The organism is Providencia sp. PROV189 (assembly GCF_028480065.1).
GTDB lineage: Bacteria > Pseudomonadota > Gammaproteobacteria > Enterobacterales > Enterobacteriaceae > Providencia > Providencia stuartii.
On the sequence record NZ_JAMPOG010000005.1, the window covers coordinates 64,509 to 90,221 of the forward strand.

The window sequence follows — 25,713 nt, forward strand, 5'->3', positions numbered from 1 at the left end:
GGAAAAGTTAATCTTTTGTTTAATAATGATGATTCTGCTAATTTATTCCTGATTGATAGTTATGATATCAATATAAAAAGACAACATCAGAACAGTAAAGGAGTCACAATGACAAAAATTAAAGCCGCAATAGTGGGGTACGGAAATATTGGCCGTTATGCACTCGAAGCGGTATTGGCAGCGGATGATTTTGAACTTGTCGGTGTGGTACGCCGTAATGTACAAAATATCCCAGCAGAATTAGCGGGGTACACCGTTGTCGATGATATTGAAAAATTAGGCAAAGTTGATGTGGCGCTTTTATGCTCACCCACACGGGCGATTGGTGATTTAGCTGAGAAAGTTTTAAGTCAGGGGATCAATACCGTCGATAGTTTCGATGTGCACTCCGATATTGTGGCACTAAAAAAACGGTTAGATAACGTTGCGAAAGAGCATAAAAGCGTTGCCGTTGTTTCCGCGGGTTGGGATCCGGGCTCTGATTCAATTATGCGTACACTCATGTTGGCAATGGCGCCAAAAGGGGTCACCTACACTAACTTTGGCCCAGGAATGAGTATGGGGCACAGTGTTGCAGCTAAAGCTATTGATGGCGTTAAAGACGCACTATCGGTAACGATTCCGTTGGGTACTGGCGTTCACCGCCGTATGGTCTATATTGAGCTTGATGCGGGCGCAAACTTTGCAGACGTTTCTAACGCGATTAAAGCCGATAGCTATTTCTCATCCGATGAGACCCATATTCGCCAAGTTGATAGTGTGGACGCGCTGAAAGATGTTGGCCATGGTGTCCATATGACGCATAAAGGGGTTTCTGGAGCAACGCATAATCAATTATTTGAGTACTCAATGCGAATTAACAACCCTGCACTGACATCGCAATTTATGGTTTCTGCGGCAAGAGCGACGATGAAACAATCTGCCGGAGCATATACCGTGATTGAAATCCCACCAGTGCATTTCTTGCAAGGTGATCTCGATAGCTTGATTGCTAAGTTAGTGTAATCACTGGATGGCATGATTGTTTTTGCTACACTCATGCCAACTCCGTTTGACCTATTTAGTCTTTTTAGATAAACCATTAACGTTGGTTTACCGCTTATTTCCCCCGCAATATCGCCATGTCGCGCAGAGTGATAATCTGAGTTTTATTTTAGGTGATCGGGCTATTTTTATGATGGCGCAACGAACGCTTTGTTTTTCCTTGAACGCAACAAAGACAAACGGATAAGTAAGAGAATCAATTCTGGCAGGCTGTAAAAAGAAAAGCACCTACGGTGAAGTAGGTGCCCTGGTGTTGGCAAAGCCATAGATACTCGTGATATTAAAGTTGCATTATTATTAGCGGTTTATGATTACCATGGACAACTTTCATTGAGTATTAAAGTACTAACGTTTAATTGATTTAAATTTTTCGGTTGTTGCAGTGAGAGCGACCTCCGTTGGTAGGCGCTCCATGGAGCTTGCACCATAGAAACCGTGGCAGTCTGGGCAGTTCGCTAAAATATATTCCGCATCTTCTGGGGTCGCAATTGGGCCACCATGGCACAGAACGATAACATCATCGCGTACTGATTTTGCGGCTTTAGCCCAGTCATTGATTAATGGCACACAATCTTTAAGTGTTAATGCTGTCTCTGCACCAATATTGCCCCCCGTGGTTAACCCCATATGAGGCACGATAATATCTGCACCCGCTTCGGTCATTGCAATAGCATCTTCACGGCTGAAAACATAAGGGGTAGTTAATAAGCCTTTCTCATGGGCTAGGCGGATCATATCCACTTCTAAACCATAGCCCATCCCAGTCTCTTCGAGGTTAGCTCTGAAGTTACCATCGATTAAACCTACGGTCGGGAAGTTTTGCACACCCGCAAAACCTTTGGCTTTTATTTCATCAAGAAAATGATCAAATTGGCAGAATGGATCTGTGCCATTAACACCGGCAAGTACAGGCGTATGTTTTACAACTGGTAAAACCTCTTTAGCCATATCCATAACGATTTCATTAGCATTACCATAAGCAAGTAGGCCCGCGAGTGAACCACGACCCGCCATCCGGTAGCGGCCAGAGTTATAAATGACAATTAAGTCAATGCCGCCTGCTTCTTCACATTTCGCAGAAAGGCCTGTACCGGCACCACCGCCAATAATTGGCTCGCCTCGCGCGATCATCTCTTTGAATTTTTTCAGCAAGCTTTCGCGATTATGTTTCATTGATGAACCTCTATTTGTTGTTCAAAATGTCCTGGTGTAATTGAATCACTTGTTCACAAAACTCCAGTGAGTTGATGTGATATGGACTCAAAATAAGTTTGCGTTTTTCTGTTGTTATAAGATTTTCAGTTAATGCATCAATGAAGGCTTGATCGGCTTCTGGATCCCAAAATTGAGCGCCTTCAATATCCAATGCTGAGAAGCCTGCCGTTGGGATAATAAAACGCACTTCACCTTCGCAGCGGTTCAGTTTGTTTGCTATCCAGCGGCCCATCTGCTGGTTTTCTTCTTTCGTTGTGCGCATCAATGTTACTTGCGCGTTATGGTTGTAAAATAATCGATGGCGATAATGGTCGGGCACCGTTGATGGGCGTCCAAAATTAACCATATCCAATGCCCCACAAGACAGAACACAAGGGGTCTGTGTTCGTGCTATCGCACCAAATCGATCGTCGTCACAAGCTAAGACGCCGCCAAAGAGGTGGTCACACACTTCTGTGGTGGTGATATCCAATACAGAGTGCAGTAAATGGCTATCGATTAATTTTTCCATCGCTTTACCGCCACTGCCTGTTGCGTGAAAAACCAAGCAGTCATACTGTGATTCAAGTTGCTCAGTGAGCTGTTGAACACAGGGGGTGGTTACCCCAAACATCGTTAATGCAATGGCTGGTTTTGATACATCGTCTACTTTATCTTCACGGTTAAAATAGGTTGAACCAGCAATTTGGTTAGCGGCATTTTTTAGCACTTTACGAGAAATCACATTTAGGCCCGAGACATCGGTGACGGAGTACATCATCGAAATATCACTTGCACCGACATATCCAGAAGTATCTCCTGATGCCATGGTGGAAACCATGAGCTTTGGAATACCAACGGGAAGTGCCTGCATCGCGGGGGTAATTAACGCGGTACCGCCGGAGCCACCTAAGCCTAAAATAGCCGCTACATCGGTTTGTGCATTGAGGTAAAGGCTAAAAGCCAATGACATTGCCTCAATCGCTCTTCCTCTGTCACCACAAAAAACGGCTTCAACACCTGCTGGGTGGAAACTGGCAACCGTCTGTGCACTAACATCTGCATCTCTTTTTAATTGTGTTGGTTGCGTAGTCAAATCTACAGTGCGTACAGATAAACCCGTCTCTTTGATCAAATCGCAGACATAGAACAATTCATCGCTTTTAGTATCTAATGTTGTTGCTATGTAGATGTATCCCTGATGTTGTTTCATAGGAAAATCCTTACAGGTTAGGAAGATGTTTAATTTCTCATCTGAATGAGACTATAGTATCATTTTGGCTGAATGTAAAATGAGACTGTAGTCTCATTTTGGGGTTGTTCAATAATTTTTAGATATTGGTTTCTTTTATGGCTTGATAAATAAGGCATATTTGAATTTTTTGTGTTTTAATTTTTTTTAAGGCGAACGATAAAAATACAAGGTGCTTTAAGAATCGGTAGCTGTCATTATGGCAAAGTGTCATGATGAGTAACCATTCACTATTTTATCGTAGCGAAATGTTTTTAAGGGGAGGGAGACGATGTCATTAACACATTCTAATCATGAATATAAAGGCACAAGAAAACGGACTTACATTTTACTCGTTAATACAGCATTAGCGCTTTTTGAAAAAGGGAGCATGCCGTCAGTCTCTGAGCTTGCCGCTGAAGCGGGAGTGTCAAGGGCTACCGCGTATCGCTACTTTCCGACGCAAAGTGATCTGATCGCTGCCACCGTTAATGCGAGCTTGGGGCCAATTTTAACATGGCAACCACGTAGCCAAAAAACTGAAGAGCGTATTGATGAGTTATTATCATTTGCCTTACCTCGGATGTTTGAGCATGAAGGCGCATTGAGGGCGGCATTGCAAGTTTCATTGCAACAATGGGCACAGGGGCGATCACTGGCGCAAGACCCTAAAGAAAAGCGTCTTGAAAGGGGGAACCGTAAAGACATTTTAACGATGGTGACCGCTCCCATGAAAGATGAGTACCCTCAAGAAATTATTGATAAGGTGATCAAAGCATTTTCAGTCATTTATGGTTCTGAAATCTTTTTAGTACTCAAAGATATTTGGAAACAAGATGATGCTGAGGTCATTGAAATCGCACAGTGGATGGCAAAAGCAATTATTAACCAAGCCACTGCGGATAAAAATGCCCAAGGGTGCTGATATATCGCACTAAAAGAACGGTAGGGGGAGTACCTATCGTTCCTGATATATAGATTTATAACGCTTTCATAAAATAATACCTTTCATGCTTAATCGGGTACTCAATCAGTGTTGAGATCACCTGATAACCTTGTTTTTCATAAAAAGGTTTTGCTTGGAAACTGAATGTATCGACTTGTGCATATTTGGCCCCCAACTCTTTCGCTTTGTTCTCCATGGCTTGTATTAATTGTGATCCAATGCCTTGCTTTCTCAGTGACTCTTCGAGCCAAAAGTAGTTAATTCGTAGCCAATTTCCGAGTGTTGAGCCTGTTATTCCGCCTAATATTTCCCCTTCTTGTTCATAAAATACGGCTAATGGGGAATGAATATCTTCACTGAAAAATTGCAAATTATAGTTAATTAATGATTGATGAATACGAGCAACTTCAGATTCAGACGGGGATGTTGTGATACGTATTGTCATAATTTTGCTTATCTCTCAAGGTAATGATGATTTATACGGTTATTTACTATCTAATAATTTAATGAATTTAAAGTATTAAGAGGATACTATTAAGACTATTACAGATAATATAGGTACGCTAACTGCTCTCGCAGTGATAGGATTTTGCGATGATAAGATTATTGAAGATGGGCTTAGGCATTGCTATTTGTGCCTTAATTGGTGGAACCCTCACTTATCTTGGCGTACCTCTCGCATTAATGTTTGGTCCAATCATTGCTGTCATTGTGTTTAATCGCTTCAAAATTCAATTTGCCATTCCAAAATATACGCTCACATTTGTCCAGATATCATTAGGAACGTCTGTGGGGCTGATGTTTAATCAAGTCTCATTGGGGCAAGTGGAAAATCTATTTCTACTCCTTTTGATGTTGGTCGTCTGTTTAGCCGTCCAATTTTCATTCAGTTACTTTTGGTTTCATCGCAAAGTCGGGTGGACAAAACAAGAAGCGATGCTGGGCTCTGTTCCGGGAGCCATGGCGGCCATATTAGCATTAACAGATCATACCCATACCCCGCCACAAAAAATTGTCATTTCTCATACGATCCGCCTCATCATTTTAATTTTGTTAGCTGGGATCGTGGTAGGTAGCAATGGGGATCCCCAGCCGTTAATTGTACTGCCATCTTTGACGTTAGAAGCAACCTTCTGGTTAACGCTCATTGTATTAACGGGGTTAGGATTAGGCTTGGTATTGCAGCGGATGCATGTTCCTGCTCCATTTATGCTGACATCATTAGGTGCTGCGACGCTGATCCAAGGCTGGCTAGATGTGCAAATCCATTTTCCGGTGATGATCACTGAACTCAGTATGGTTTTGATCGGGATGAATATTGGTAACCACTTTATTGTTTTTCCACTGTCGTCATTGATCAAAAATATCTATTCATCGGCTCAAGTGGTCATTATTAATATTTTCCTAACCTTATTGATCACACTGTTTGCTGCATGGGTGACTGGCTATCCGATTTCGGTATTGTTGCTGGCTTGGGCACCGGGAAGCATGGAAGCGATGACGTTTGCTGCAATCACAATGAAGCTGGATGCTGGATTTGTTATGTCAAATCACATCATTAGGATGGTGATTATTCAAAGTATTCCTTCCATTGCTATGTTCTGGCAAGAAAAGCGGGCGAAAAAAAAGCGTAATAGCGATGTTGGCTGATCAGTGAGCGTTGACTCCCCTCGATAAGGGGAGATGTTTATTTTACATAAGCAAATAAGCCTAATGAATCACGCGCAAGAGATTGGCATTTAAATTCTTGCGGGAGCGGGATCCCTTTTAGGTCATTGTAGCTCTCTTTGTTCAAAACAGTCATTTGGTGTGAATCGTAATCCCCTAAATCCCACTTATTGCTGCGAGCAAAGTAAACGATAGCTCGTTCAATTTCTCTATCAGGGATTTGGGTGTAGCCACAATCATATTTTAAGTAGATAAAGACCGCTGTGAGATCAGCAAGATCTTCAGCTTCGTTGGGGGTCAATGCTCTGGCAGAATGGGTTATTCCTAACAGAGTTATGATGTAAAAAATTACAGTAAATTTGCGCATTCAGTATTCTATCTGTTTTTTATGTCAAGTAACGTTAACATAACAATAGAATTGTTAGTCAAGTATATTTTTCTTAAAACTGTGTAATATACCCTTAATAAGTACATGGTTTCCTTGACCTTCCTGTAAGGGGAAGCTTTATCATTTTTGGACATTAAACCATATTTTGGCCCTAAACGGTAATCACCCACGGAGCCAGATAGTTTGAATTCGTTTATTAATTTGATAAATAAAAGGAAGGTTATCAATGTTACGTCGCGATTTCATTAAGTTGAGCGCTATCACTTATGCGGCTAGTGCACTACCGATTTGGAGCCGTATCGCTGTGGCAGCCGAAAATTACCCAACACTGGCAATCCCTCCACTGCTAGAGCCTGATGCCCAAGGTAATATCCAATTAGCAATCAAACAAGGTGCTTCCCAATTTGTTCCCGGTAAAAAAACGACAACGTGGGGATATAACGGAGACTTGCTCGGCCCAGCTTTGAGCCTGAAAAAAGGTCAGAGCGTAAATATTCATATTGCTAACCAATTACCAGAAGATACAACCGTTCACTGGCATGGCCTTGAAATTTCAGGGGAGCAGGATGGTGGGCCACAAGCGATCATCAAACCGGGCGCTAGCCGCCAAGTCAATTTCACCATCGACCAACCAGAGGCGACCTGCTGGTTCCATCCTCATACTCATGGCAAAACAGGTTATCAAGTCGCAATGGGGCTTGCGGGCCTTGTGATTATTAAAGATGAACAAAGCGACAAACATGGGTTACCAAGCCAATGGGGTGTTGATGATATCCCTGTGATTTTACAGGATAAGCGACTTAAAGATGATGGGCAAATCGACTACCAATTGGATGTGATGAGTGCGGCCGTGGGTTGGTTTGGGGATTTGATGTTAACCAATGGTGCGGTATTTCCGAAACATGTGGCACCAAAAGGCTGGTTGCGTTTAAGGCTACTTAATGGTTGTAATGCACGTAGCTTGAACATCTCAACCAGTGATGGACGTAAAATGTATGTTGTAGCAAGTGATGGCGGATTGCTCGCTGAGCCTATTGCTGTGACCGAATTACCTATCCTGATGGGGGAAAGGTTTGAAGTGCTGATTGATGCGAGGGATGGCCGCTCTTTTGACTTGCTGACACTGCCTGTTAATCAAATGGGCATGACAATCGCGCCATTTAATCAACCCTTACCTGTGTTACATATTGAAACCACAATGGGTACTGGTGCGGGGAAATTGTCTGAACAGCTCGCGACGTTGCCCGCCCTCCCTTCATTGGCTGGATTAACGCGTCGTCGTTTTCATTTAATGATGGATATGCGCTTGGATATGCAAGGGATGATGATGTTACGTGAGCGCTATGGTGAGCAAGCGATGGGTCATATGGGCGGACATGGTGGCATGATGCAAGGCCACATGATGTCGAATGGTGAAAATGGCGGTATGGGCATGATGGGGCATGGTAATATGGGCGGTATGCGTAATGGCGGAGGCCACTGCGGAACTGGCTCTGGTGAACTTGATATCCATAATGCCAATACAATCAATGGTCGGGCATTTTCGATGACGGAAGCCGCCTTTGATGCCCCTATGAATCGCCAAGAAATATGGGTTATTTCCGGTCGTGGCGATATGATGCTTCACCCATTCCATGTTCATGGAACGCGCTTTCGCATACTAAAAGATAATGGTAAGGTCGTGGAACCTCATCGACAAGGTTGGAAAGACATTGTTAAAGTTGAAGGCCAAGTCAGTGAGGTGCTGGTGGAATTTAAACATCCTGCCACCAAGGCGCATCCTTATATGGCGCATTGCCATCTCTTAGAGCACGAAGATACTGGCATGATGATGGGCTTCACAGTGAGTTGAGGTGATATCACTTAGCCTTGTGTATTAGGTCGTTAATGAGCCATGCTGCTATGCCCTCATTACGCCCTAATACTGAAGTGAAAAAGTCAAGGATGACATCTTTTATTCATATCTATTGCTATTGATTTTATTCGTTTTCTCATCATAAAAAGGCCATATTGCCTGAAATTGTGAAAGATGAGTTATAAAATTTATAACAAGTTATCGGATCCTCTTTTACGACAAATGGTGAGTTCTGTTATACTCCTTCCAAATTTTGTTCTCATATTTCTAATGTTGCTGTTGGTCGCGGCTTAAAAGCGTTTTGCGTCTTATCATAGAAATGTGAATTTTAGTATTCAAAACAAATAGGTAGTGGGAAATTGAAACATACACTAGAAGTGATGATCTCTGAAGAAGAGCTCAGCCAGCGAGTCAGTGAACTAGCTGAAAAAATTAGCGCACATTATAAAAATATTGATGGCGAGCTAGTCTTAGTAGGTTTATTAAAAGGTTCATTTATTTTTATGGCTGACTTATGCCGTAAGATTGAAGTCCCACACGAAGTCGATTTTATGACCGTTTCAAGTTACGGTAACGCAATGAACTCAAGTCGCGATGTTAAAATAGTCAAAGACTTAGATGAAGACATTCGCGATAAGCATGTGTTGATTGTTGAAGATATCATTGATTCAGGGAATACCTTAAATAAGGTTCGTGAGATCTTTGAATTGCGCGGTCCTAAATCCGTGGCAATCTGTACTCTGCTTGATAAGCCATCACGCCGTGAGGTTGAAGTACCTGTCGAGTGGATTGGATATTCAATCGAAGACAAATTTGTTGTTGGGTATGGTATCGATTATGCACAACAATATCGTCATTTACCTTATATTGGTCATGTCACGCTGATTGAAGAGTAAGTGAATAATATTCGATGCGTTAGTTAAAAGAAGGGCCGTTCCATGGAACGGCCCTTTATTCGTTTATCGCGATAAATAAAAATTATTTTTTATTGGTCAATTTAGCAATTGCTTCACGGTAGCAAAGCTCTAATCTTTCACGGCTATCTGCGGTAATATGCAAGTCATGTAGACGACCATTGTTGATACCGTAAACCCAACCATGGATCATCACTTTTTGCCCACGTTTCCACGCTGATTGCATAATGGTTGAGTGACCTAGGTTGTAAACTTGCTCAACGACATTTAATTCACATAAGCGATTTAAGCGTTCGCAAGGTTTTAATTCACCTAACATTGAGCTGTGTCTGTACCAAATATCACGAATATGCAGTAACCAGTTATTGATTAAGCCAAGTTCAGTATTGTCAACCGCAGCCTCAATACCACCACATCCATAGTGGCCGCAGATGATAATATGCTCAACCTGAAGGACATCAACAGCATATTGGATAACCGACAAACAGTTTAGGTCGGTATGGATAACTAAGTTTGCAACATTACGGTGAACGAAGAGATCGCCTGGTGCAGCATTGATTAATTTTTCGGCAGGTACTCGGCTGTCTGAACAACCTATCCATAAGAATCTCGGTTTCTGAGCTTTGGATAGTTCTTTAAAAAATTCAGGATCTTTTTCTTTTACGGAAGCTGACCATGCTTCGTTGTTAGCAAACAGCTCTTCAATTTTTCTCATCATGACGTATAGCCTAGTTGTGTTACTTTACGTTAAAATCTTATACAGCATTTATTTATTAATTAATATTCAGTTGTATTAATCTTTACATCCTTATGATGTGCATTTCATTCTGATTAGACAATATTGATATGGCTAACCACATGAATTGGTTAGCATATACCTATTTTCTCTTTTCTGCATAACAGTGATCAGAAAAAAATGGCATCATAGTATTATATTGCTCCCAAACCTACCCAAGAATAAAGGTGTTTTTTACATATGACTTACGCACTTGAGTTATCGCAGCTCACCAAAACCTATCCAGGTGGCGTGAAAGCCTTGCGAGGAATTGATCTAAGCGTAGAAGATGGTGACTTTTATGCATTACTTGGACCTAATGGCGCTGGTAAGTCGACCACAATAGGAATAATTAGCTCATTGGTCAATAAAACGAGTGGGTCTGTTAAAGTGTTTGGTTATGATTTAGATAAGCAAGTCGTACAAGCTAAACAACAATTAGGGTTAGTTCCTCAAGAGTTTAATTTTAACCCATTTGAAACCGTGTTACAGATAGTACTTAACCAAGCGGGCTATTACGGGGTTTCTCGTTCTGTAGCCCATCAACGGGCAGAAACCTATCTTTCTCAATTGGATTTATGGGAAAAGCGCAATGAGCGCGCGCGTAACCTATCCGGTGGGATGAAGCGTCGCTTAATGATTGCACGAGCGCTAATGCATCAGCCAAAACTACTGATTTTGGATGAGCCGACCGCGGGGGTCGATATTGAATTACGTCGTTCTATGTGGAGCTTTTTGAAAAAGCTCAATGCACAAGGAACGACGATTATTTTGACCACACACTACCTTGAAGAGGCAGAAATGCTTTGTCGCAATATTGGTATTATTCAGCATGGCGAGTTAGTTGAAAATACGAGTATGAAACAATTATTAAGTCAGCTGGAATCTGAAACCTTTATTTTTGACCTTGGCACAAGAAGCCCTATTCCAGAGCTTAAAGGGTATGAAACTCGTTTAATTGATACGTCGACCTTAGAAGTTGATGTGAAAAGAGAGCAAGGATTAAATGGGGTATTTAGCCAACTTAATGAGCAAGGCATCGAAATTTTAAGTATGCGCAATAAAGCTAACCGGTTGGAAGAACTGTTTGTGAACTTAGTGAAAAAAGAAAGTCATGCCGCTCGTTTGGAGGAAGCACAATGATTTCTCTATATTGGGTCGCATTAAAGACTATTTGGATTAAAGAAGTCACACGTTTTGGTCGTATATGGGTACAAACGTTATTACCGCCAGTGATTACAATGTCTCTCTATTTTGTCATTTTTGGTAACCTGATTGGTTCCCGAATTGGCGATATGGGTGGGGTAGATTATATGCAGTTTATTGTTCCTGGCTTGATTATGATGGCTGTGATAACGAACTCCTATTCTAACGTCTGCTCCTCATTCTTTGGCTCTAAGTTCCAAAAGAACATTGAAGAATTGCTCGTTGCGCCAGTACCGACACATGTCATCATTGCTGGTTTTGTTGGTGGTGGTGTTGCTCGCGGTATTTTGGTTGGGCTACTTGTCACCATCGTGTCATTGTTCTTTATTCCACTCCAAGTACATTCTTGGAGTATGGTGATAATTACATTGTTATTAACTTCAATCGTTTTTTCACTGGCAGGGTTATTAAATGCAATTTTTGCCAAAACATTCGATGATATCAGCATAGTTCCTACTTTCGTATTGACACCATTGACCTATTTAGGTGGCGTATTCTATTCACTCTCATTATTACCTCCCTTTTGGCAAGCGGTATCAAAACTCAACCCGATTGTGTATATGATCAGTGGCTTTAGGTATGGCTTTTTAGGTATTGCTGATGTATCAATTGCCGTGACATTAGGTGTATTGATGATCTTCTTTGTGATTTTTTATGGATTAACATGGTATTTAATTGAGCAAGGGAGAGGGCTAAGAAGTTAACGATATAACTTATTTTCTTATCTCGAAGTGACTTAATTTAACCCCTAATAGCTAGCTAACTATTGGGGGTTTTTTTATACCTTAATATCTAGCGACGATTAGTTAGATCCCTATATTCAATTCAGATTTTTATCAATCATGAAATTAACATGGAATACAGTTACGAAAATATACTTAGTTTGGTTTCTGGCGTAAATAATATTAATAAAAAACAATCACTATAATTTATGAGATAAATATAACTAAACTGTCTTTTTGCGATATATGTTCAAATGTAACTAACAAAAAAGTATTAAAATAATTTCAATCTTAAATTTTTTTTATTTTTCGTTGGGTAGGAAAAATAGATATTCTTAACATAATGATTTTATTGTGTTTTCTGATATCGAAAAAAAATAGCAAACGCAAAATAGTAGAGATATCAGCACAGTAGGGTGAAATATTGCCTTACATTTATGTATTAGAATATTGAATACTCTCTTATCCCTCAAATTGGATTTAATAGCTTCTTTGTGTTTTATTTTTGGTTTTTTGTTCTGTGATTTTCTTTTTTATAGCGTTTTGTTTAGTGATTTGTTTGTTTTTAATGTAAATTAACGGTTTTCACACGTAAACTGGATTTTACACATAAATTGCATATACTCCTATGCAGGATGGTCGAGATAAGAAATAACCTTATTAAACTATGTAATTTCATAGTGAAATACCAATAAAAGAATTAGATAACAAATTATATATTTTAGGAGTCATCAAGATGAAACTAAATAAAGCCTTATTAGTTACTTCAGCTATCACTATGTCTTTATTCACTGGCGTTGCAAATGCAGATGTCATTGATGGTAAAGAAACGGGAACTATCCATTTTAAAGGGCAATTTGTTGAATCAACTTGTACTATCGAAACAAATAATGAGAACTCAAGTGAAGGAACAGTACAGTTAGGCACTTGGTTGGTGAGCCATTTTCAAAAATCCGATGAAACAACAAAACCAACAAAGTTTGTGATTGCACTTAACGAATGCCCTGATGTTATTAAAAAAGCAAAGATCACTTTCACTGGAACTGCGGATAGTACAAATAGCAGCTTATATAAAACATCCACAGAAGTTGGTGCTGGTATTGGTATTACTCATGCTGAAAGCGATACAGCTTATATTACCCCTGGAGCACCAGCGGGTGAAATTGAACTTAAAGGAGCTAATAATAGCGGTGAGAAGGAATACTATGCCCGTTATGTGACAACTGGCCCTGTAAAAGCGGGTGTGGCTAACGCGGATGTGACAGTAACAATTTCTTATAACCAATAATGCCAAGTAAATAAACAATAATAATTAAAGTGAGAAAAATTCTCGATTTAATTTAACAAAGTTTTAGCATTAATGGGAACATATCATTCTACACGTGATTATCAGAAGGTATGTTCCCCATATTTAGGGATAGCATTATGGTTAAAACATTAATATCTACTCTTTTTTTCTTCTTTTTAATCGTAACCCAAGCGAATGCAAGTGTTGTACTTGGTGGAACACGGGTTATTTATGATGCAAACAGCAAAGAAGCTTCCATTACAGTTCGTAATAATGATAAGACACCATATTTAATTCAATCTTGGATTGATCATTTCGATAGTAATAATCAAACTAAGTTACCTTTTGTTATCACCCCTCCCTTATTTAGAATTGAACCTGAATCCAGCAATTCATTGAGGATTGTTTATACAGGTAAAGATCTACCTGACGATAAGGAAAGCGTTTTTTGGTTGAATGTAAAGTCGATTCCACCGACTGATCCTAATGCTAAAAATAACCTGACTATTTCGATTAATAATCGAATCAAACTGATTTATCGCCCTAAATCATTATCGAGCGCAGACGCAGGGGCTGCTTATAAAAAAGTGACATTTGAAAGAAAAGGCAACCTGTTAGTGGGTAAAAATCCAACACCTTATTATGTCTCTTTTAGTGAATTAAAAGTAGGGAATAAATCTATCGACGAGCCTGTTATGCTTCCTCCTATGGGAGAGCATTCGTGGAATATTTCAGGTATTCAAGTTAATAAAGTGATGTGGAAAGCCGTGACTGATGTTGGTGGGATAACAGATAGTCAAGAGCAAGAATTAAAATAATAAAAAATTAAAGTCAGGTATGGAATTTTACTATTATGCTAATTTTTAATAAAGAAGAGTACATACAAGAAAATTTAGTATCCATATTTGAACTCAGCAAGATTGCTCCTCATTCGCTCAGCAAAGCCATTGCAGGTTTAACTCTGTCAGTTGCTTGCCTTCCAATGGCGTTTGCTGGTGACTATTTTAGTCCTCACTCGTTAACGCCAGTTAATGGACAAAATATAGCCGAACTGCAAAGTTTAGAGCAATTTTCAACGCCTGGAGGACAGCAGGAGGGCGAATATCATGTAGATATTGTCTTAAATGGGCGAGGAGTAGGTTCTAAATCTTTGGTTTTTGTTAAGAGCAAAGAGGATCAAAAATTAATACCAGTACTCACTAAAGAGGAACTTGAAAATTGGGGGGTTAATGTTAAAACCCTTCCTACTTTTGCCAATTTAACTGAAACACAGCCAATTGAAGATATTTCAAAGTATATTCCAGATGCGTATACACGGCTTGAATTGACTAACCAGAAGCTGATTATTTCTATTCCTCAGATAGCGATGAATAAAACAGCGTCTGGAACAGTTGATCCTAGTTTATGGGATGATGGTGTACCCGCTCTGGTATTAAGTTATTTTTATCGGGGATCTAACACTTGGTATAAATCTTCTCATGCAGATACGTCATCCCACTATGTTAACTTACGCAGTGGGTTAAATGTTGGCCCTTGGCGTTTGAAAAATTATTCAACGTATTCTTATCAAAATAATCAAAGCCGTTGGCAAAATATTGAAACCTACCTTGAACGAGGCATTAATCCTCTTAAATCTCAATTAACAATTGGTGATACTTCAACGCCGAGTGAAGTCTTTGATGGTTTTCAATTCCGTGGTGCTAAACTCGCTTCAGATGAATCGATGATCCCCAGCTCTCTACGTGGTTTTGCTCCGATCATCCGAGGAATTGCGCAAAGTAATGCCGAAATAACGATAAAACAAAATGACTATATTATTTATCAATCTTATGTTTCACCCGGCCCCTTTGAAATAAACGACCTCTATTCGACGGGAACGAGCGGAGATTTAACGGTGACGGTAAAAGAGGCCGATGGGAGTGAACGCTCATTTATCGTTCCTTTTTCTTCATTAGCCATTATGCAGCGTGAAGGTCAATTGAAATACGCAGTGACTGGCGGGAAATTTAAAAATAATAACAGTGGCAAAGAGCCTAATTTTGCGCAAGCAACGGTCATTTATGGTTTACCTAAAGGAATAACGGCGTATGGCGGTGGTCTATTTTCCAAAGATTACCAATCTTATGCTGCGGGTATTGGATTAAACCTAGGTTATGTTGGTGCTTTGTCTTCAGATGTGACCCAAGCAAAAACAAAATTTACTCAATTTGATAACCGACAAAAAACAGGTCAATCGTACCGTGTTCAATATACTAAAAATCTGTTAACTACAGGTACCACAGTCACCTTTGCAGGTTATCGTTATTCAACAGAGGGCTTTTATTCTTTCCCAGAAGCTAACGCTAATTATTTGCGAGACAGTTTTTATAGCAAAAAAAATCGTTATCAAGCGACGGTTAATCAGGATTTGGAGGCTTATGGCAACCTTTATGTTTCCGCTTATCAGCAAGATTTTTGGAATCAAAGTGGTCATGAGCGGACATTAAATGCGGGTTACAATAATAACTATAAAGGTTACCAATATACCTTGAATTATAGCTATTCTGATTTTTCAGGCTACGATAAGGCTGATCACCAATTTGTTCTCTCTTTTAGCATACCTCTTGGTGGCCTATCGATTAATAATAGTATGCTAAACCTCTCTATGAGTAGTAATAACAGAGGGGATAGTAATTATATGGCTGGATTGAGTGGATCCCTGTTGGATGATCATAATTTAAATTATTCAGTACAGCAGTCATACGGCAATCGAAATCAAAAAGCACAAGGTAATGCTTCATTATCTTATAAAAGTACGTATACCATCGCAAATGCTGGCTATAGCTATGACCAATTTTCACAACGCGCCAATTATGGCTTAAATGGTGCCATTGTTGTGCACTCTGATGGTGTGACATTATCTCAGCCAATCTATGACTCTTTTGCTATTGTGAAGGCACCGGGAGCAAAAGGGGTTAAAGTTAAAAATAAAACAGGAATAAGAACTGATTGGCGAGGTTATGCGATAGTTCCTTATCTCAGCGCCTATACACAGAATGAAGTGTTATTAGATACCACGTCATTACCAGAAAATGTTGATTTGCAAAAAAGCGCACTGACCCTAGTTCCGACAAGAGGTGCGGCAATGTTAGCGGAGTTTAAGACATATACAGGATATCGTGTTTTATTGACAGTGACGCACAATGGGAAAGCCGTTCCTTTTGGTTCAATAGGACAATTAGTTTCCGAACAAGATGGATTAAGCAGTGGTGGTATTGTTGGGGATAATGGTGATATTTATTTTAGTGGTATGCCAGAGCAAGGAAAGATCCATATTAAATGGGGAAATCAAACAGATGAACAGTGTATGGCCAATTACCAACTTAATGAACAAGAAAAGCAAATGCCAGTAGCATCTCTGCAAGCAATATGTGAATAAAGAACGGAGATAAAATGAAAAATACAGTATTAAAATTATCATCAATTGCATTTTTTCTCGGATTGCTATGTGGTTACCCAAATATAGCTATAAGTTCAGATATTTCTGCAAGGATCATTTTTCCTGATTCAGAATTAGTGTTTGATGATGCTGCGGGAGAGGTCGCATCGGGAACGATTATCGGGGAGGGATGGCAAATATATTCAGGAACAGTTTGTCAAAGCAACCTTAATAACCCGAAAGAACAAGGGAAGTTTACCGAAATGATATTTTATGATGCTAGGTACGCAACAGGCCTAACAGTTAATTTTGGAGGAAAAGCGTTCCCTGTTTATGCTGGAAATGTTAAAGGCGTTGGTTATGCTTGGGGAATTAGAGAGGATGGTGATCCTGAGTGGTATCCAATAAAAGATAGGTATGGAAGTGGCCTTTTTGGTTTAGAAAAACCTGATACTGAGGTTAGGATTGAAATTGCCTTTGCAAGAGTCAGAGTTGATGGTATCCCGCCAAAAGGTGATACAAAGATCTCTCGCGATGCTCGGGCATTTTTTACCTGTTATAAGGAAGATGATCCCCAATATACTTATGATGGATTTATAGATAGTAGCTATACTCATTTAAAGTCGACAGCCTCTACTTGTAATATCAATACAAAAAGATTAAATATCGATTTAGGGGAACATGATCTAAATAGGGTAAATAGGTTTGATGTTGGCTATAGGTTTGGTTTAGCAGAAGAAAGTATTGAGATGAGTTGTAATGCTGAGATGCGTGTTTATATGACATTAGGCGAATATGGAAGAGCCTCTAAAATAGGCAGTGATTTCATCGAGTTAACAGATAACTCGGACTCACCTGGCTATGGCGTGCAGGTTTTTCATAATGGCTCTCCGGCATTAAAAGTTGGTGGTGATAAAAACGTTGTTACCGATAATCATCAGCTTCTATTTCGTACGGAAGCAGGCAAAAAGAATTATACCGTTCCATTGCGTTTTGAATATGTTAAAACGGCCAAAAAGGTTAAAGCGAGTTCAGGGAATGCAGCATTAACACTAACGTTTGCTTATGACTAAAGGATTGATACCATGAGACAAGGTTACAATCTAATACGTTATTTTTTTCTCGTATTCCTTATCCCTATTCTGATTAATTCGGCCTCTGCAACAGTAATGGTCAATTATACAGGAAGCATTAAACATTCGACTTGTGGTATCAAAACACGGAATATCAGTGTTGATTTAGGAACTTGGCTAACTAATAGTCCTAGAGGTTTTGGCAGTGCAATAAATTCCCAGTCTGAATGGATTGAATTTACACTTGAGTTTGATTGCCCTGATAAAATGAGTGTATTAAATGGCCAATTTCAAGGTGTTTCAGAATCTAATGGCCGTTATTTATCGCTTGATAAAGGTGATGGATATTCAACGGGAGCTGCAATTGAATTACAAAGCTATGAAAATAGTCTCCACAATTGGGTCAACCGAGATATTAATACGCTATATAACTTTATGCAGAATGAAGCTATTAATAAGGGAAATACTGAATTAAAAGTGCGTGCTCGTTATGTTCAAACCAATAGTAAAATTACACAAGGTAAAGCAAACGCTTCGGTTACCTTTGTCGTACAGGCTAATTAATATGACCACTAAAAAAATACTGCGGATAGTATTGCTGAGTTATTTCGGGTTAACTATAAACCATGCTTACAGTTACGATGTGTTAGTCAACATCACAGGTGCTGTAAAAGCTTCAACTTGTGATTTAAGTTCTAACCAAACTAAAAATATTAATTTAGGGGATATTTATTTAAGCTCTACAGGTTTGGGAGGCAGCGTTGGTTCGACTAGCCCAAAGGCAGATTGGTCAATTAGCTTGAAATGTCCAAGTAATATTCCAGTGATATTTATACCTAAAGGTAACAGTTATTCTGGTCAATCTAGTGTCTTAGCGCTTGATGCGGTCGATGGCGTTGCAACGGGGGTTGGGATAGAAACAGAATATTCAATGGATAAAAATAATTGGAAAGCATTAACGCTTAATGTACGAAATGAAATTATTAATAGTGTAAAGAGTGAGGGTGACATTCATATTTTTATGCGGGGTTACTATAAACAAATAAATGAAAAAGTAACACCTGGTTTTGCAAATGCCTCCATGACTATCGATATTGTTTACCAATAAAGATAAGAAAAAAATTATTGAATAAAGCCAAGATAAATGAGTGAGATTTATCTTAGCCTTATTTTTTATTTAGAAAACCAAATTATTATAAAAGTTAAAATAATCAACAAGGAAACTATATTTTTACCCGCAATAAATGTAAAAAAGTACTACAGAGCAGATAAAGATGTTCAATATAGGTAAGTAAAAACAGTTATACATAACCGTATGATAATAAAGTAATTTTAGGTATATAATTTTAATTATTCATTTTTTGATGCAGATCAAAAAATAATATTCCTATATAACAATGAGTTGTGATGTGTGAGTTGTTTTTTTGTCACCTCTAAAATTTACGTTTTGAAAAACTTACACAAATCAAATACTACTTTAATGTTATATACTCTTTTTACATGTTACTCATCAGTCGGGTAACATGAATTTTTAACTATTTCTTATTTGTGTATATAAGTCTTTAATATGTTCTCGCATTAATTTTTAGAATAGCGATATTTACCTATATCTATACTATTTTATTAATTACGCGCTGAATAATTAACATTACTATTAATTACTATGTAGAGTGTAAAGGTATATCAATGAAAAAATTATCAACTCGAAATATTTTTATGGCTGTTATTGCTTCAGCATTTGCTTTTTCAGCAACAGCAGAAGAGCAAAGTGGAACGATTAAGTTTAAAGGACTTATTTATAATGCTACATGCACTATTAGCCTGAATGATACTAACTCACCAAACGCTGATGTAAAAATGGGACGTTTTGCTACTAGTGAGTTTACTGAGGAAGGTGATGAGGTTGGTGGTACTGGTGGTGATGGTAAATTAAAAATTAAATTAATTGACTGTCCTGATCAAGGTACTATATCTATCAATTTAACGGGTCATGAAAACCGTTTTGATAAAACTATTTTAGAACTGGACAATAAAGGTAGTGCTGGCGTTGCAAAAAATGTGGGTATCCGTATTTACAATGAAGATGACCTATCCAAGCCATTAAAAATTAATGGTAGTAAAAGTGAAGAAATAAAAGTAAATGGTAACAGTGCTCAATGGACTGGAACTTTTATTGCTAAGTATGTAAGTACAGACGATGACGTAGAAGCAGGCCAAGCAGACGCAACATTAAATTATAAAATTACTTATAAATAATTTGATAACGCAGATTATCAATTATTAATCTGCGTTACTTTTTTTCTTGGAGGACATCCTATGTTTATGAAAAAAATAGTTCCTACACTGTTATTGTGTTTTCTTGCTAGTTCAACCAGCTATGCTGGCTTTGGTTTAGAAACAACGCGTGTTATTTATCACGAAAAAGAGAATAGCGAAGGTGTTGTTGCATTTAATACAGATAAAAATAGGAATTATTTACTTCAATCTTGGGTGGAAGATAAAAATGGAAAAATAACACAAGATTTTGCAGTAACACCTCCATTAATTAAGCTAAAATCTGAGCAAAAAAACACGATTCAACTGACTAAAATAGCATCATTACCGAGTGACCAAGAAGCATTATATTGGCTAAATGTAAAATTTGTGGCGCCGAGTAGTGAGGATTTAGAAAACGTTTTACGTTATTCAATGACAAACAAAATAAAGCTAATTTATCGACCTACAGCATTATCCGATAAAAAGCTTGAAGATGTTGTCAATGAGTTAACTTGGTCTCGCTCTACCGCTGGAGTCAAGGTTGTTAACCCAACACCATTTTATATTAACATTGCAAAAATAAAAATTAATAACAGAGAAGTCGAAGCACCAAGCTATTTAGAACCACGCTCTGAAACAGTAATTAATGTTTCTAATTTAGGGGCTAGTTCCAATAAGGTTTCTCTAAACTATATCAATGATTATGGTAAAGGGTTAGATAGTCAATATCTTATAAAATAATAATCTAATAAAGTAGAGTAAAGGCCTATGAATCGTCTTTATCATAAAAAGTATCCATATTCACCTCTGTTTATGGCTATTGTATTCGCTTCATTGTCATTTGAAATGCGGGCTGCTGATTATTATCCACCTAGCTTGTTAAATATTGCAGGTACAGATACGCAATTGACTAATGAAGATCTGGATGTGTTTAGGGAAAATGATATAGCACCAGGGAAATATCATGTCAGGTTTTTCATTAATAATAATTTAATTCTTAATAAAGAAATTAGCTTTGTGATGATGCCTCGGGCAGATGGTGGAGAACAACTTACACCTTGTTTTAGTTTTGCGGATTGGGAAAGTTTTGGTATAGATTTTCATAAGACCTTAAAAGGTGATCAAGAATGCTTCAATATTAATGATATTGAGTATATGACACAGTCACTTGATTTAAATACTAAAGTGTATTCAATGACTGTTCCGCAATCAATGATTAATCAGCAGCGCATAAGAAAAGCTGAAGAAGCACAGTGGGATGATGGCATTCCTGCTGTATTTTTAAATTACTCTTTTTCAGCTTTTAACACCTATGAAGGCGGTAAAGTCGATGATAACTATTATGGTAATATTCAGACGAAAATTAACATAGGCTCATGGCGTTATCGTAATTATTCCACATGGGCCAACAATCGGCACGATAAGAATAAATGGAATAATATTAGCAACACCTTATCAAGAAACATTAATATAATAAAAAGTGAGCTAACACTAGGGGACTTATATACAAGCTCGCAATTATTTGATTCTTTTAAATTTAAAGGGGTTAAATTAGCATCAGATAGGCAAATGGAACCTTATAACTTAACGAGTTATGCGCCAAGCGTAAATGGTATCGCTAATTCTGAATCTATCGTGACTATTGTACAAAATGATCAAGTTATCTATAAGAAAAGTGTGCCTGCTGGGCCATTTGAAATTACAGATTACTATCCAATGAGTAATGGTGGCAATCTATATGTCACAGTAGAAGAAGCAAATGGTAATGAAGTTAACTTTATTGTTCCTTTCTCATCAATTGCTTTTTTAGAGCGAAAAGGCAGTATTAAATACAGTTTCTCTAGTGGTGAATATGATGGGAATAATAACGGTGATGGCCGTTATGTGAATGAAGCTGAAATCTATTATGGATTAACAGACTTTGTGACCGTTTTTGGTGGTGCACTCTACGCTAAAAAATACCAATCCTATGCAATCGGTACAGGGTTTAACTTAGGTGAGGTTGGCGCAATTACAACGGATGTTGTGCACTCTCGTACTGATGTTGATAATCAATCTACGTTGAGTGGTAATGCATTTAGAGTCAATTACTCAAAACATATTGAGACAACGAATACGAGCTTAGCTTTAGCGGGTTTCCGTCATTTTGATGCTGATTTTATGAATATAGATGACGCATTCTTTTATGAGGAAAAATACCGTGGCAGCTATGAAAAACTAAAAAATGAATACACCGTATCTCTTTCTCAACCAATACTCGATAGCTCAAGCTCGATTAACTTAAATAGTGTTGTTTATGAGTATTCAAGTGGTCATAAACAACAATCTTATAATGTTGGTTTTAACAGTAATATCGATAAGGTTCATTACAGTGTCTATTACACCTATTCAAAAGGTAGACAATTTGAAAATGATAACAGCCGTTCATACAATTTGAGTTTAAATGTCAGTATTCCGTTCGATGTGTTAAATAACACAATGAGTGTGAATTATGGCATATCAACGGATGACCAGCATCGTACTTCACAAACAGCACGTTTAAGTGGCAGCTATGGCGAATTATATCGTGGAACGTGGGATATTTATCAAGGCTACGGTAATAAAGGTATGGGCTATTCAGGGGGGTTAAGTAGCTCTTATCGCTCCCCTTATGCAGTCGTTAATGCAGGGTACGCTTATAACGATAGCCATAAAAACTTTAATTACGGTATTAGTGGTGCATTTGTTGGCACTCAATACGGTGTGGTATTAGCACCTTCAATGCAAGATACAAGCGCATTGATTCTTACCAAAGGGACACAAGGTGTCGGTATTATTAATGGGCAGTCAGTTGAAACTAACGCTTACGGTTTAGCGATTGTTCCGGGGATGGCGCCATATCGTAAAAATACACTGGCGATTGATACAAAAACTATCCCACAAGATACCGAAATTGAAAATAACATTATTAATAATGTTATCCCAACAAAGGGCGCTTTGATACTGGCTGATTTTGACGCTAAAAAAGGCTACAAGTTATTATTTAAGTTACAGCATCCAACGAATAAAGAATTACCGGTAGGTGCAAAAGCTGTTACAGAAGATGAAGCGACTCATCTCGTTTCTAACTTTAATACCTTGTATTTAGTTGCAGATAAGCCTAAAGGACGCATTAAAGTTAATTGGAAAAATGAGGGTGCTAATGAATCCTGTGATGTAGATTACAACATCGAAAATACCATGCCAACAAATGGGCTTTATATCCTGAATTCAGAATGCCGCTGAAAGGAGTAAGAATAATGAGAAAACAGATTAATTGGGGCTATGCAGCAGCGTTCAGCGTGGTGTTAATGTTCTCTGGGATAAATAGCAGTATTGCGGCTCAGAATTGTGTTGAAGGAGGGGATGGTCAAAATCACTCTGCAATGCGCGCAATGGTGGACATTAAATTAAGTGGTGCGATCAAAAAGAACGATGAGATTGCTCGTTATACATTTGTGCGAGAGAGTGGACGAGGTGGTGTCGCGCAGTGTGGGCCTGACTCACAAGTCTATGCTTATGCAACATACGGTGAAGGCAGCGGCATTATAGCGAGATATTATGGCGAAATTGATGGGAAGCCCGCTTACCATGTGCATGCTGGTGGCCCCGTAAATATCGTCTATGTCTTAATTGAAAGTAAATCAGGATTGCCTTTTACAAATCGTCCAGGACAAGTGTTGCCTGTTCCTGAAGGTGCACTTATGCCTATAGATGCAACGGTTATTTTTTATGCCGGTAAAGATAACCCGACGGCAACATCCTTTGATAATTCGGTGATTGGGGCGATACTCATTAAACGGTTTGACCCAGGTGGTGGCTCGACAAAAGTTGGTTATACTTATCGACTAAAAGGAAAAGTGACAAGCGCGCCGACATCTTGTGAAGCTAAAAATACCGATTTGTCATTTACGTTACCTCGGGTACCGACCACGGCATTCCCATCTGTAGGGTTCCCGACAACGCCGTCATCTGTTGAGGAACATATTAATATCGTCTGTACGGGGAATGTTTCAGCGAAGATCAAGCTCATTGCAAACAATACAGCGAGTTATAATGGCAAAGATGCAGTGATTAAAATCGATAATGAAGGGCAAGGTAATAATGCCAGTGGTATTGGGTTTGTTGTAAAATCACCATTAAACAATGATAACGTATTAGTTAATCAGGAGTTTGTTAAATTAGCTGATTTAGAAAAAGGTGAAACGCGTGTTCCCCTGAAAGCGGAATATTACCGTTATGGTAATTCTGTCAAAGCAGGGAAAGCAGAAGCGACGGCACAATTTGTTTTGCAATTTAACTAAACGATAGCAAAAGGGGATGAGCAGATCATCCCCTACAATGATGAATGAACAAAATACCCCGCCTATCTATTGGCTATAATGTCATGATAAAAATCGGTTGCACGAAAATAATAAAGACTCGTTTTTCTTAAAGTGGTTATTTAAACGCTGACAGTACCATACATATCCTCTTCAAATACAATATTAATATTCCCCCTATTACCATACTCATCGATAATAAAAATTTGCAGAGGGTCGGCCACATGATAGGGGGCAGGGCAATAATATCCCCAATAATAGAGTTTCTTATCTCTAAGATACATTTGATGACAGACGATAGTGATGGCGTGTTTATCTAAGGTGGTTTTTGACCAAAGAGGACCGAGATTTCCTTCCAGCCGAGGCCAAATCGCATAAGTTGTATCGCCTACAAATCGGCCATCTTTTTCCTCAGTACAATAAAGAGATTGGCGGATATCTTTTATAATCCTATTTAGCCCTTTATTTAATATATTGGAATAGCCAATCTCTATATTATTAGGCTCTATAAACCAGCTATTAACATAAATTCCGCTATAATAAGGCCCTCCAACGATCTTTATTGCATGGGGCATCACGTGATTATGGTACCAATCTTTAATTTTAGGGATATGTTGTAAGCTATATACAGGAGATTTATACTTTAATTTATATTTATTATGCGTTGTAATTTTAAATGTTTTACGTCTTATGACCCCGTAATTATGCTCATAATTCCCCAGTATCGCCCCTTTACTGATATGAAATGAAATATTTTTTGAGATTTCCTGCCAATCGTTATCTGTTATAGCGATGTTTTCATTATTATCATAATCAATTTTTTTAATTCCTTGAATGATAACCCGCTTAGGTGCAATAAAAATAATTTCTCCTTTATGATTTAAAGTGCCATTTTGTGAGGTATTGAATAAACCTTCACCATCGATTCTCACCCCGACTGCAATTTCATGTCCGGGATTGATCTCTTTCAGTGAGAAGTAATATGAGGCACTGATCCTTTTTGTGCTTTTTATGGCCTCTATAGATGCATTTTTTATGTGAGTAATCTCATTCTGTACGGCTTTACAATAGTCTCCCCGATGTTCAGAGATTATCCATTCATTACCGAGTAGTTGTTGATCTGAAAAGGAACAAAAATAGATACAGTCTCTAAATTCTTTTTCATTTTCAAAAAAAGCGTCATTATTTTCATCTAAGATTTCAGCAGTAACAATAACCTCAACTTGATTATATCCATTTGCATAAATAACCGAATGAATATTAGTCGGATTATCTTTAAAATGAATGCTAAGATGGTTGATTTGTTTGAATTTTTTAGCTGGGGGTGAGTTAAGCATTTTGGCTCCAAATATTTTAAGCTAAAAGATCAATAGTGCCACTTTTAACAAAACGGAT

General features: G+C 38.4%; 23 protein-coding genes. 17 read left to right on the plus strand and 6 right to left on the minus strand.

The genetic code is table 11. From position 1 onward, the window contains the following. Positions 1-108 precede the first annotated feature (108 nt). Positions 109-1,005, plus strand: a complete 897-nt coding sequence (locus tag PR833_RS04375; protein ID WP_272525912.1) for a diaminopimelate dehydrogenase — start codon at positions 109-111, stop codon at positions 1,003-1,005. 384 nt (positions 1,006-1,389) lie between these two features. Here the strand turns inward: PR833_RS04375 and PR833_RS04380 are convergent, their stop codons facing one another. Together PR833_RS04380 and PR833_RS04385 are read right to left on the minus strand one after the other, a co-directional pair. After that, entirely contained in the window at positions 1,390-2,217 is an 828-nt protein-coding gene (locus PR833_RS04380; RefSeq protein ID WP_004922623.1) for a phosphoenolpyruvate hydrolase family protein, read from the minus strand. 10 nt (positions 2,218-2,227) lie between these two features. Next, positions 2,228-3,451, minus strand: coding sequence for a Tm-1-like ATP-binding domain-containing protein (locus PR833_RS04385; RefSeq protein WP_272525913.1), 1,224 nt, complete (start codon positions 3,449-3,451; stop codon positions 2,228-2,230). A 310-nt stretch (positions 3,452-3,761) separates the two neighbouring features. On the opposite strand from PR833_RS04385, the gene PR833_RS04390 reads away from it, so the two are divergent. After that, positions 3,762-4,394 (plus strand): TetR/AcrR family transcriptional regulator, encoded by a 633-nt coding sequence (locus PR833_RS04390; protein WP_014656587.1) that lies wholly within the window; start codon positions 3,762-3,764, stop codon positions 4,392-4,394. 55 nt (positions 4,395-4,449) lie between these two features. On the opposite strand, the gene PR833_RS04395 is transcribed toward PR833_RS04390, so the two are convergent. Beyond that, positions 4,450-4,860, minus strand: coding sequence for a GNAT family N-acetyltransferase (locus PR833_RS04395; RefSeq protein ID WP_004922612.1), 411 nt, complete (start codon positions 4,858-4,860; stop codon positions 4,450-4,452). A 149-nt stretch (positions 4,861-5,009) separates the two neighbouring features. Between PR833_RS04395 and PR833_RS04400 the strand changes: the two genes are divergently transcribed. Then, the gene (locus tag PR833_RS04400; protein ID WP_004922609.1) at positions 5,010-6,065 is read left to right on the plus strand and encodes an AbrB family transcriptional regulator; all 1,056 of its coding nucleotides are present in this window, start codon (positions 5,010-5,012) and stop codon (positions 6,063-6,065) included. Positions 6,066-6,102: 37 nt separating this feature from the next. On the opposite strand, the gene PR833_RS04405 is transcribed toward PR833_RS04400, so the two are convergent. Next, the gene (locus tag PR833_RS04405) at positions 6,103-6,450 is read right to left on the minus strand and encodes a YacC family pilotin-like protein (RefSeq protein ID WP_004922605.1); all 348 of its coding nucleotides are present in this window, start codon (positions 6,448-6,450) and stop codon (positions 6,103-6,105) included. A 247-nt stretch (positions 6,451-6,697) separates the two neighbouring features. Between PR833_RS04405 and cueO the strand changes: the two genes are divergently transcribed. Together cueO and hpt are read left to right on the plus strand one after the other, a co-directional pair. After that, on the plus strand, positions 6,698-8,323 hold the full coding sequence (gene cueO / locus PR833_RS04410) for a multicopper oxidase CueO (RefSeq protein WP_272525914.1): 1,626 nt from the start codon (positions 6,698-6,700) through the stop codon (positions 8,321-8,323). 362 nt (positions 8,324-8,685) lie between these two features. Then, positions 8,686-9,222, plus strand: a complete 537-nt coding sequence (hpt, locus tag PR833_RS04415; protein WP_014656584.1) for a hypoxanthine phosphoribosyltransferase — start codon at positions 8,686-8,688, stop codon at positions 9,220-9,222. Positions 9,223-9,304: 82 nt separating this feature from the next. Here hpt and can read toward each other — a convergent pair whose 3' ends face one another. Then, positions 9,305-9,958, minus strand: a complete 654-nt coding sequence (gene can, locus PR833_RS04420; protein WP_004922593.1) for a carbonate dehydratase — start codon at positions 9,956-9,958, stop codon at positions 9,305-9,307. 258 nt (positions 9,959-10,216) lie between these two features. Here can and PR833_RS04425 point away from each other — a divergent pair, with 258 nt between their 5' ends. From PR833_RS04425 to PR833_RS04480, 12 genes are all read left to right on the plus strand, one after another. Further along, entirely contained in the window at positions 10,217-11,158 is a 942-nt protein-coding gene (locus PR833_RS04425) for an ABC transporter ATP-binding protein (protein WP_004922590.1), read from the plus strand. Next, positions 11,155-11,925: an ABC transporter permease gene (locus PR833_RS04430; protein WP_014656582.1), complete on the plus strand. Its 771-nt coding sequence runs from the start codon at positions 11,155-11,157 to the stop codon at positions 11,923-11,925. The genes PR833_RS04425 and PR833_RS04430 overlap by 4 nt, the downstream gene beginning before the upstream one ends. A gap of 754 nt (positions 11,926-12,679) precedes the next feature. Then, positions 12,680-13,231 (plus strand): fimbrial protein, encoded by a 552-nt coding sequence (locus PR833_RS04435; protein ID WP_004922584.1) that lies wholly within the window; start codon positions 12,680-12,682, stop codon positions 13,229-13,231. A gap of 137 nt (positions 13,232-13,368) precedes the next feature. After that, entirely contained in the window at positions 13,369-14,049 is a 681-nt protein-coding gene (locus PR833_RS04440) for a fimbrial biogenesis chaperone (protein WP_014656581.1), read from the plus strand. 35 nt (positions 14,050-14,084) lie between these two features. Next, a complete protein-coding gene (locus PR833_RS04445; RefSeq protein WP_040132342.1) occupies positions 14,085-16,649 on the plus strand; it encodes a fimbria/pilus outer membrane usher protein in 2,565 nt (854 codons plus the stop codon). Between the two features lie 14 nt (positions 16,650-16,663). Next, on the plus strand, positions 16,664-17,722 hold the full coding sequence (locus tag PR833_RS04450) for a fimbrial protein (protein WP_060560824.1): 1,059 nt from the start codon (positions 16,664-16,666) through the stop codon (positions 17,720-17,722). A 12-nt stretch (positions 17,723-17,734) separates the two neighbouring features. Continuing rightward, a complete protein-coding gene (locus tag PR833_RS04455) occupies positions 17,735-18,286 on the plus strand; it encodes a fimbrial protein (RefSeq protein ID WP_004922571.1) in 552 nt (183 codons plus the stop codon). A 1-nt stretch (position 18,287) separates the two neighbouring features. Beyond that, entirely contained in the window at positions 18,288-18,830 is a 543-nt protein-coding gene (locus PR833_RS04460) for a fimbrial protein (protein WP_004922566.1), read from the plus strand. Positions 18,831-19,408: 578 nt separating this feature from the next. Then, a complete protein-coding gene (locus tag PR833_RS04465; RefSeq protein ID WP_004922560.1) occupies positions 19,409-19,978 on the plus strand; it encodes a fimbrial protein in 570 nt (189 codons plus the stop codon). Between the two features lie 66 nt (positions 19,979-20,044). Then, positions 20,045-20,719, plus strand: coding sequence for a fimbrial biogenesis chaperone (locus tag PR833_RS04470; RefSeq protein ID WP_239504465.1), 675 nt, complete (start codon positions 20,045-20,047; stop codon positions 20,717-20,719). Between the two features lie 27 nt (positions 20,720-20,746). Continuing rightward, positions 20,747-23,242 carry a fimbria/pilus outer membrane usher protein gene (locus PR833_RS04475; RefSeq protein WP_102780736.1) on the plus strand — a complete coding sequence of 832 codons (2,496 nt, stop codon included), beginning with the start codon at positions 20,747-20,749 and terminating at the stop codon, positions 23,240-23,242. A gap of 14 nt (positions 23,243-23,256) precedes the next feature. Further along, complete coding sequence (locus PR833_RS04480) at positions 23,257-24,300, plus strand: fimbrial protein (protein WP_014656575.1); 1,044 nt, start codon at positions 23,257-23,259, stop codon at positions 24,298-24,300. Between the two features lie 140 nt (positions 24,301-24,440). On the opposite strand, the gene PR833_RS04485 is transcribed toward PR833_RS04480, so the two are convergent. After that, positions 24,441-25,655, minus strand: coding sequence for a hypothetical protein (locus tag PR833_RS04485; RefSeq protein WP_121874632.1), 1,215 nt, complete (start codon positions 25,653-25,655; stop codon positions 24,441-24,443). Between the last annotated feature and the right edge of the window lie 58 nt (positions 25,656-25,713).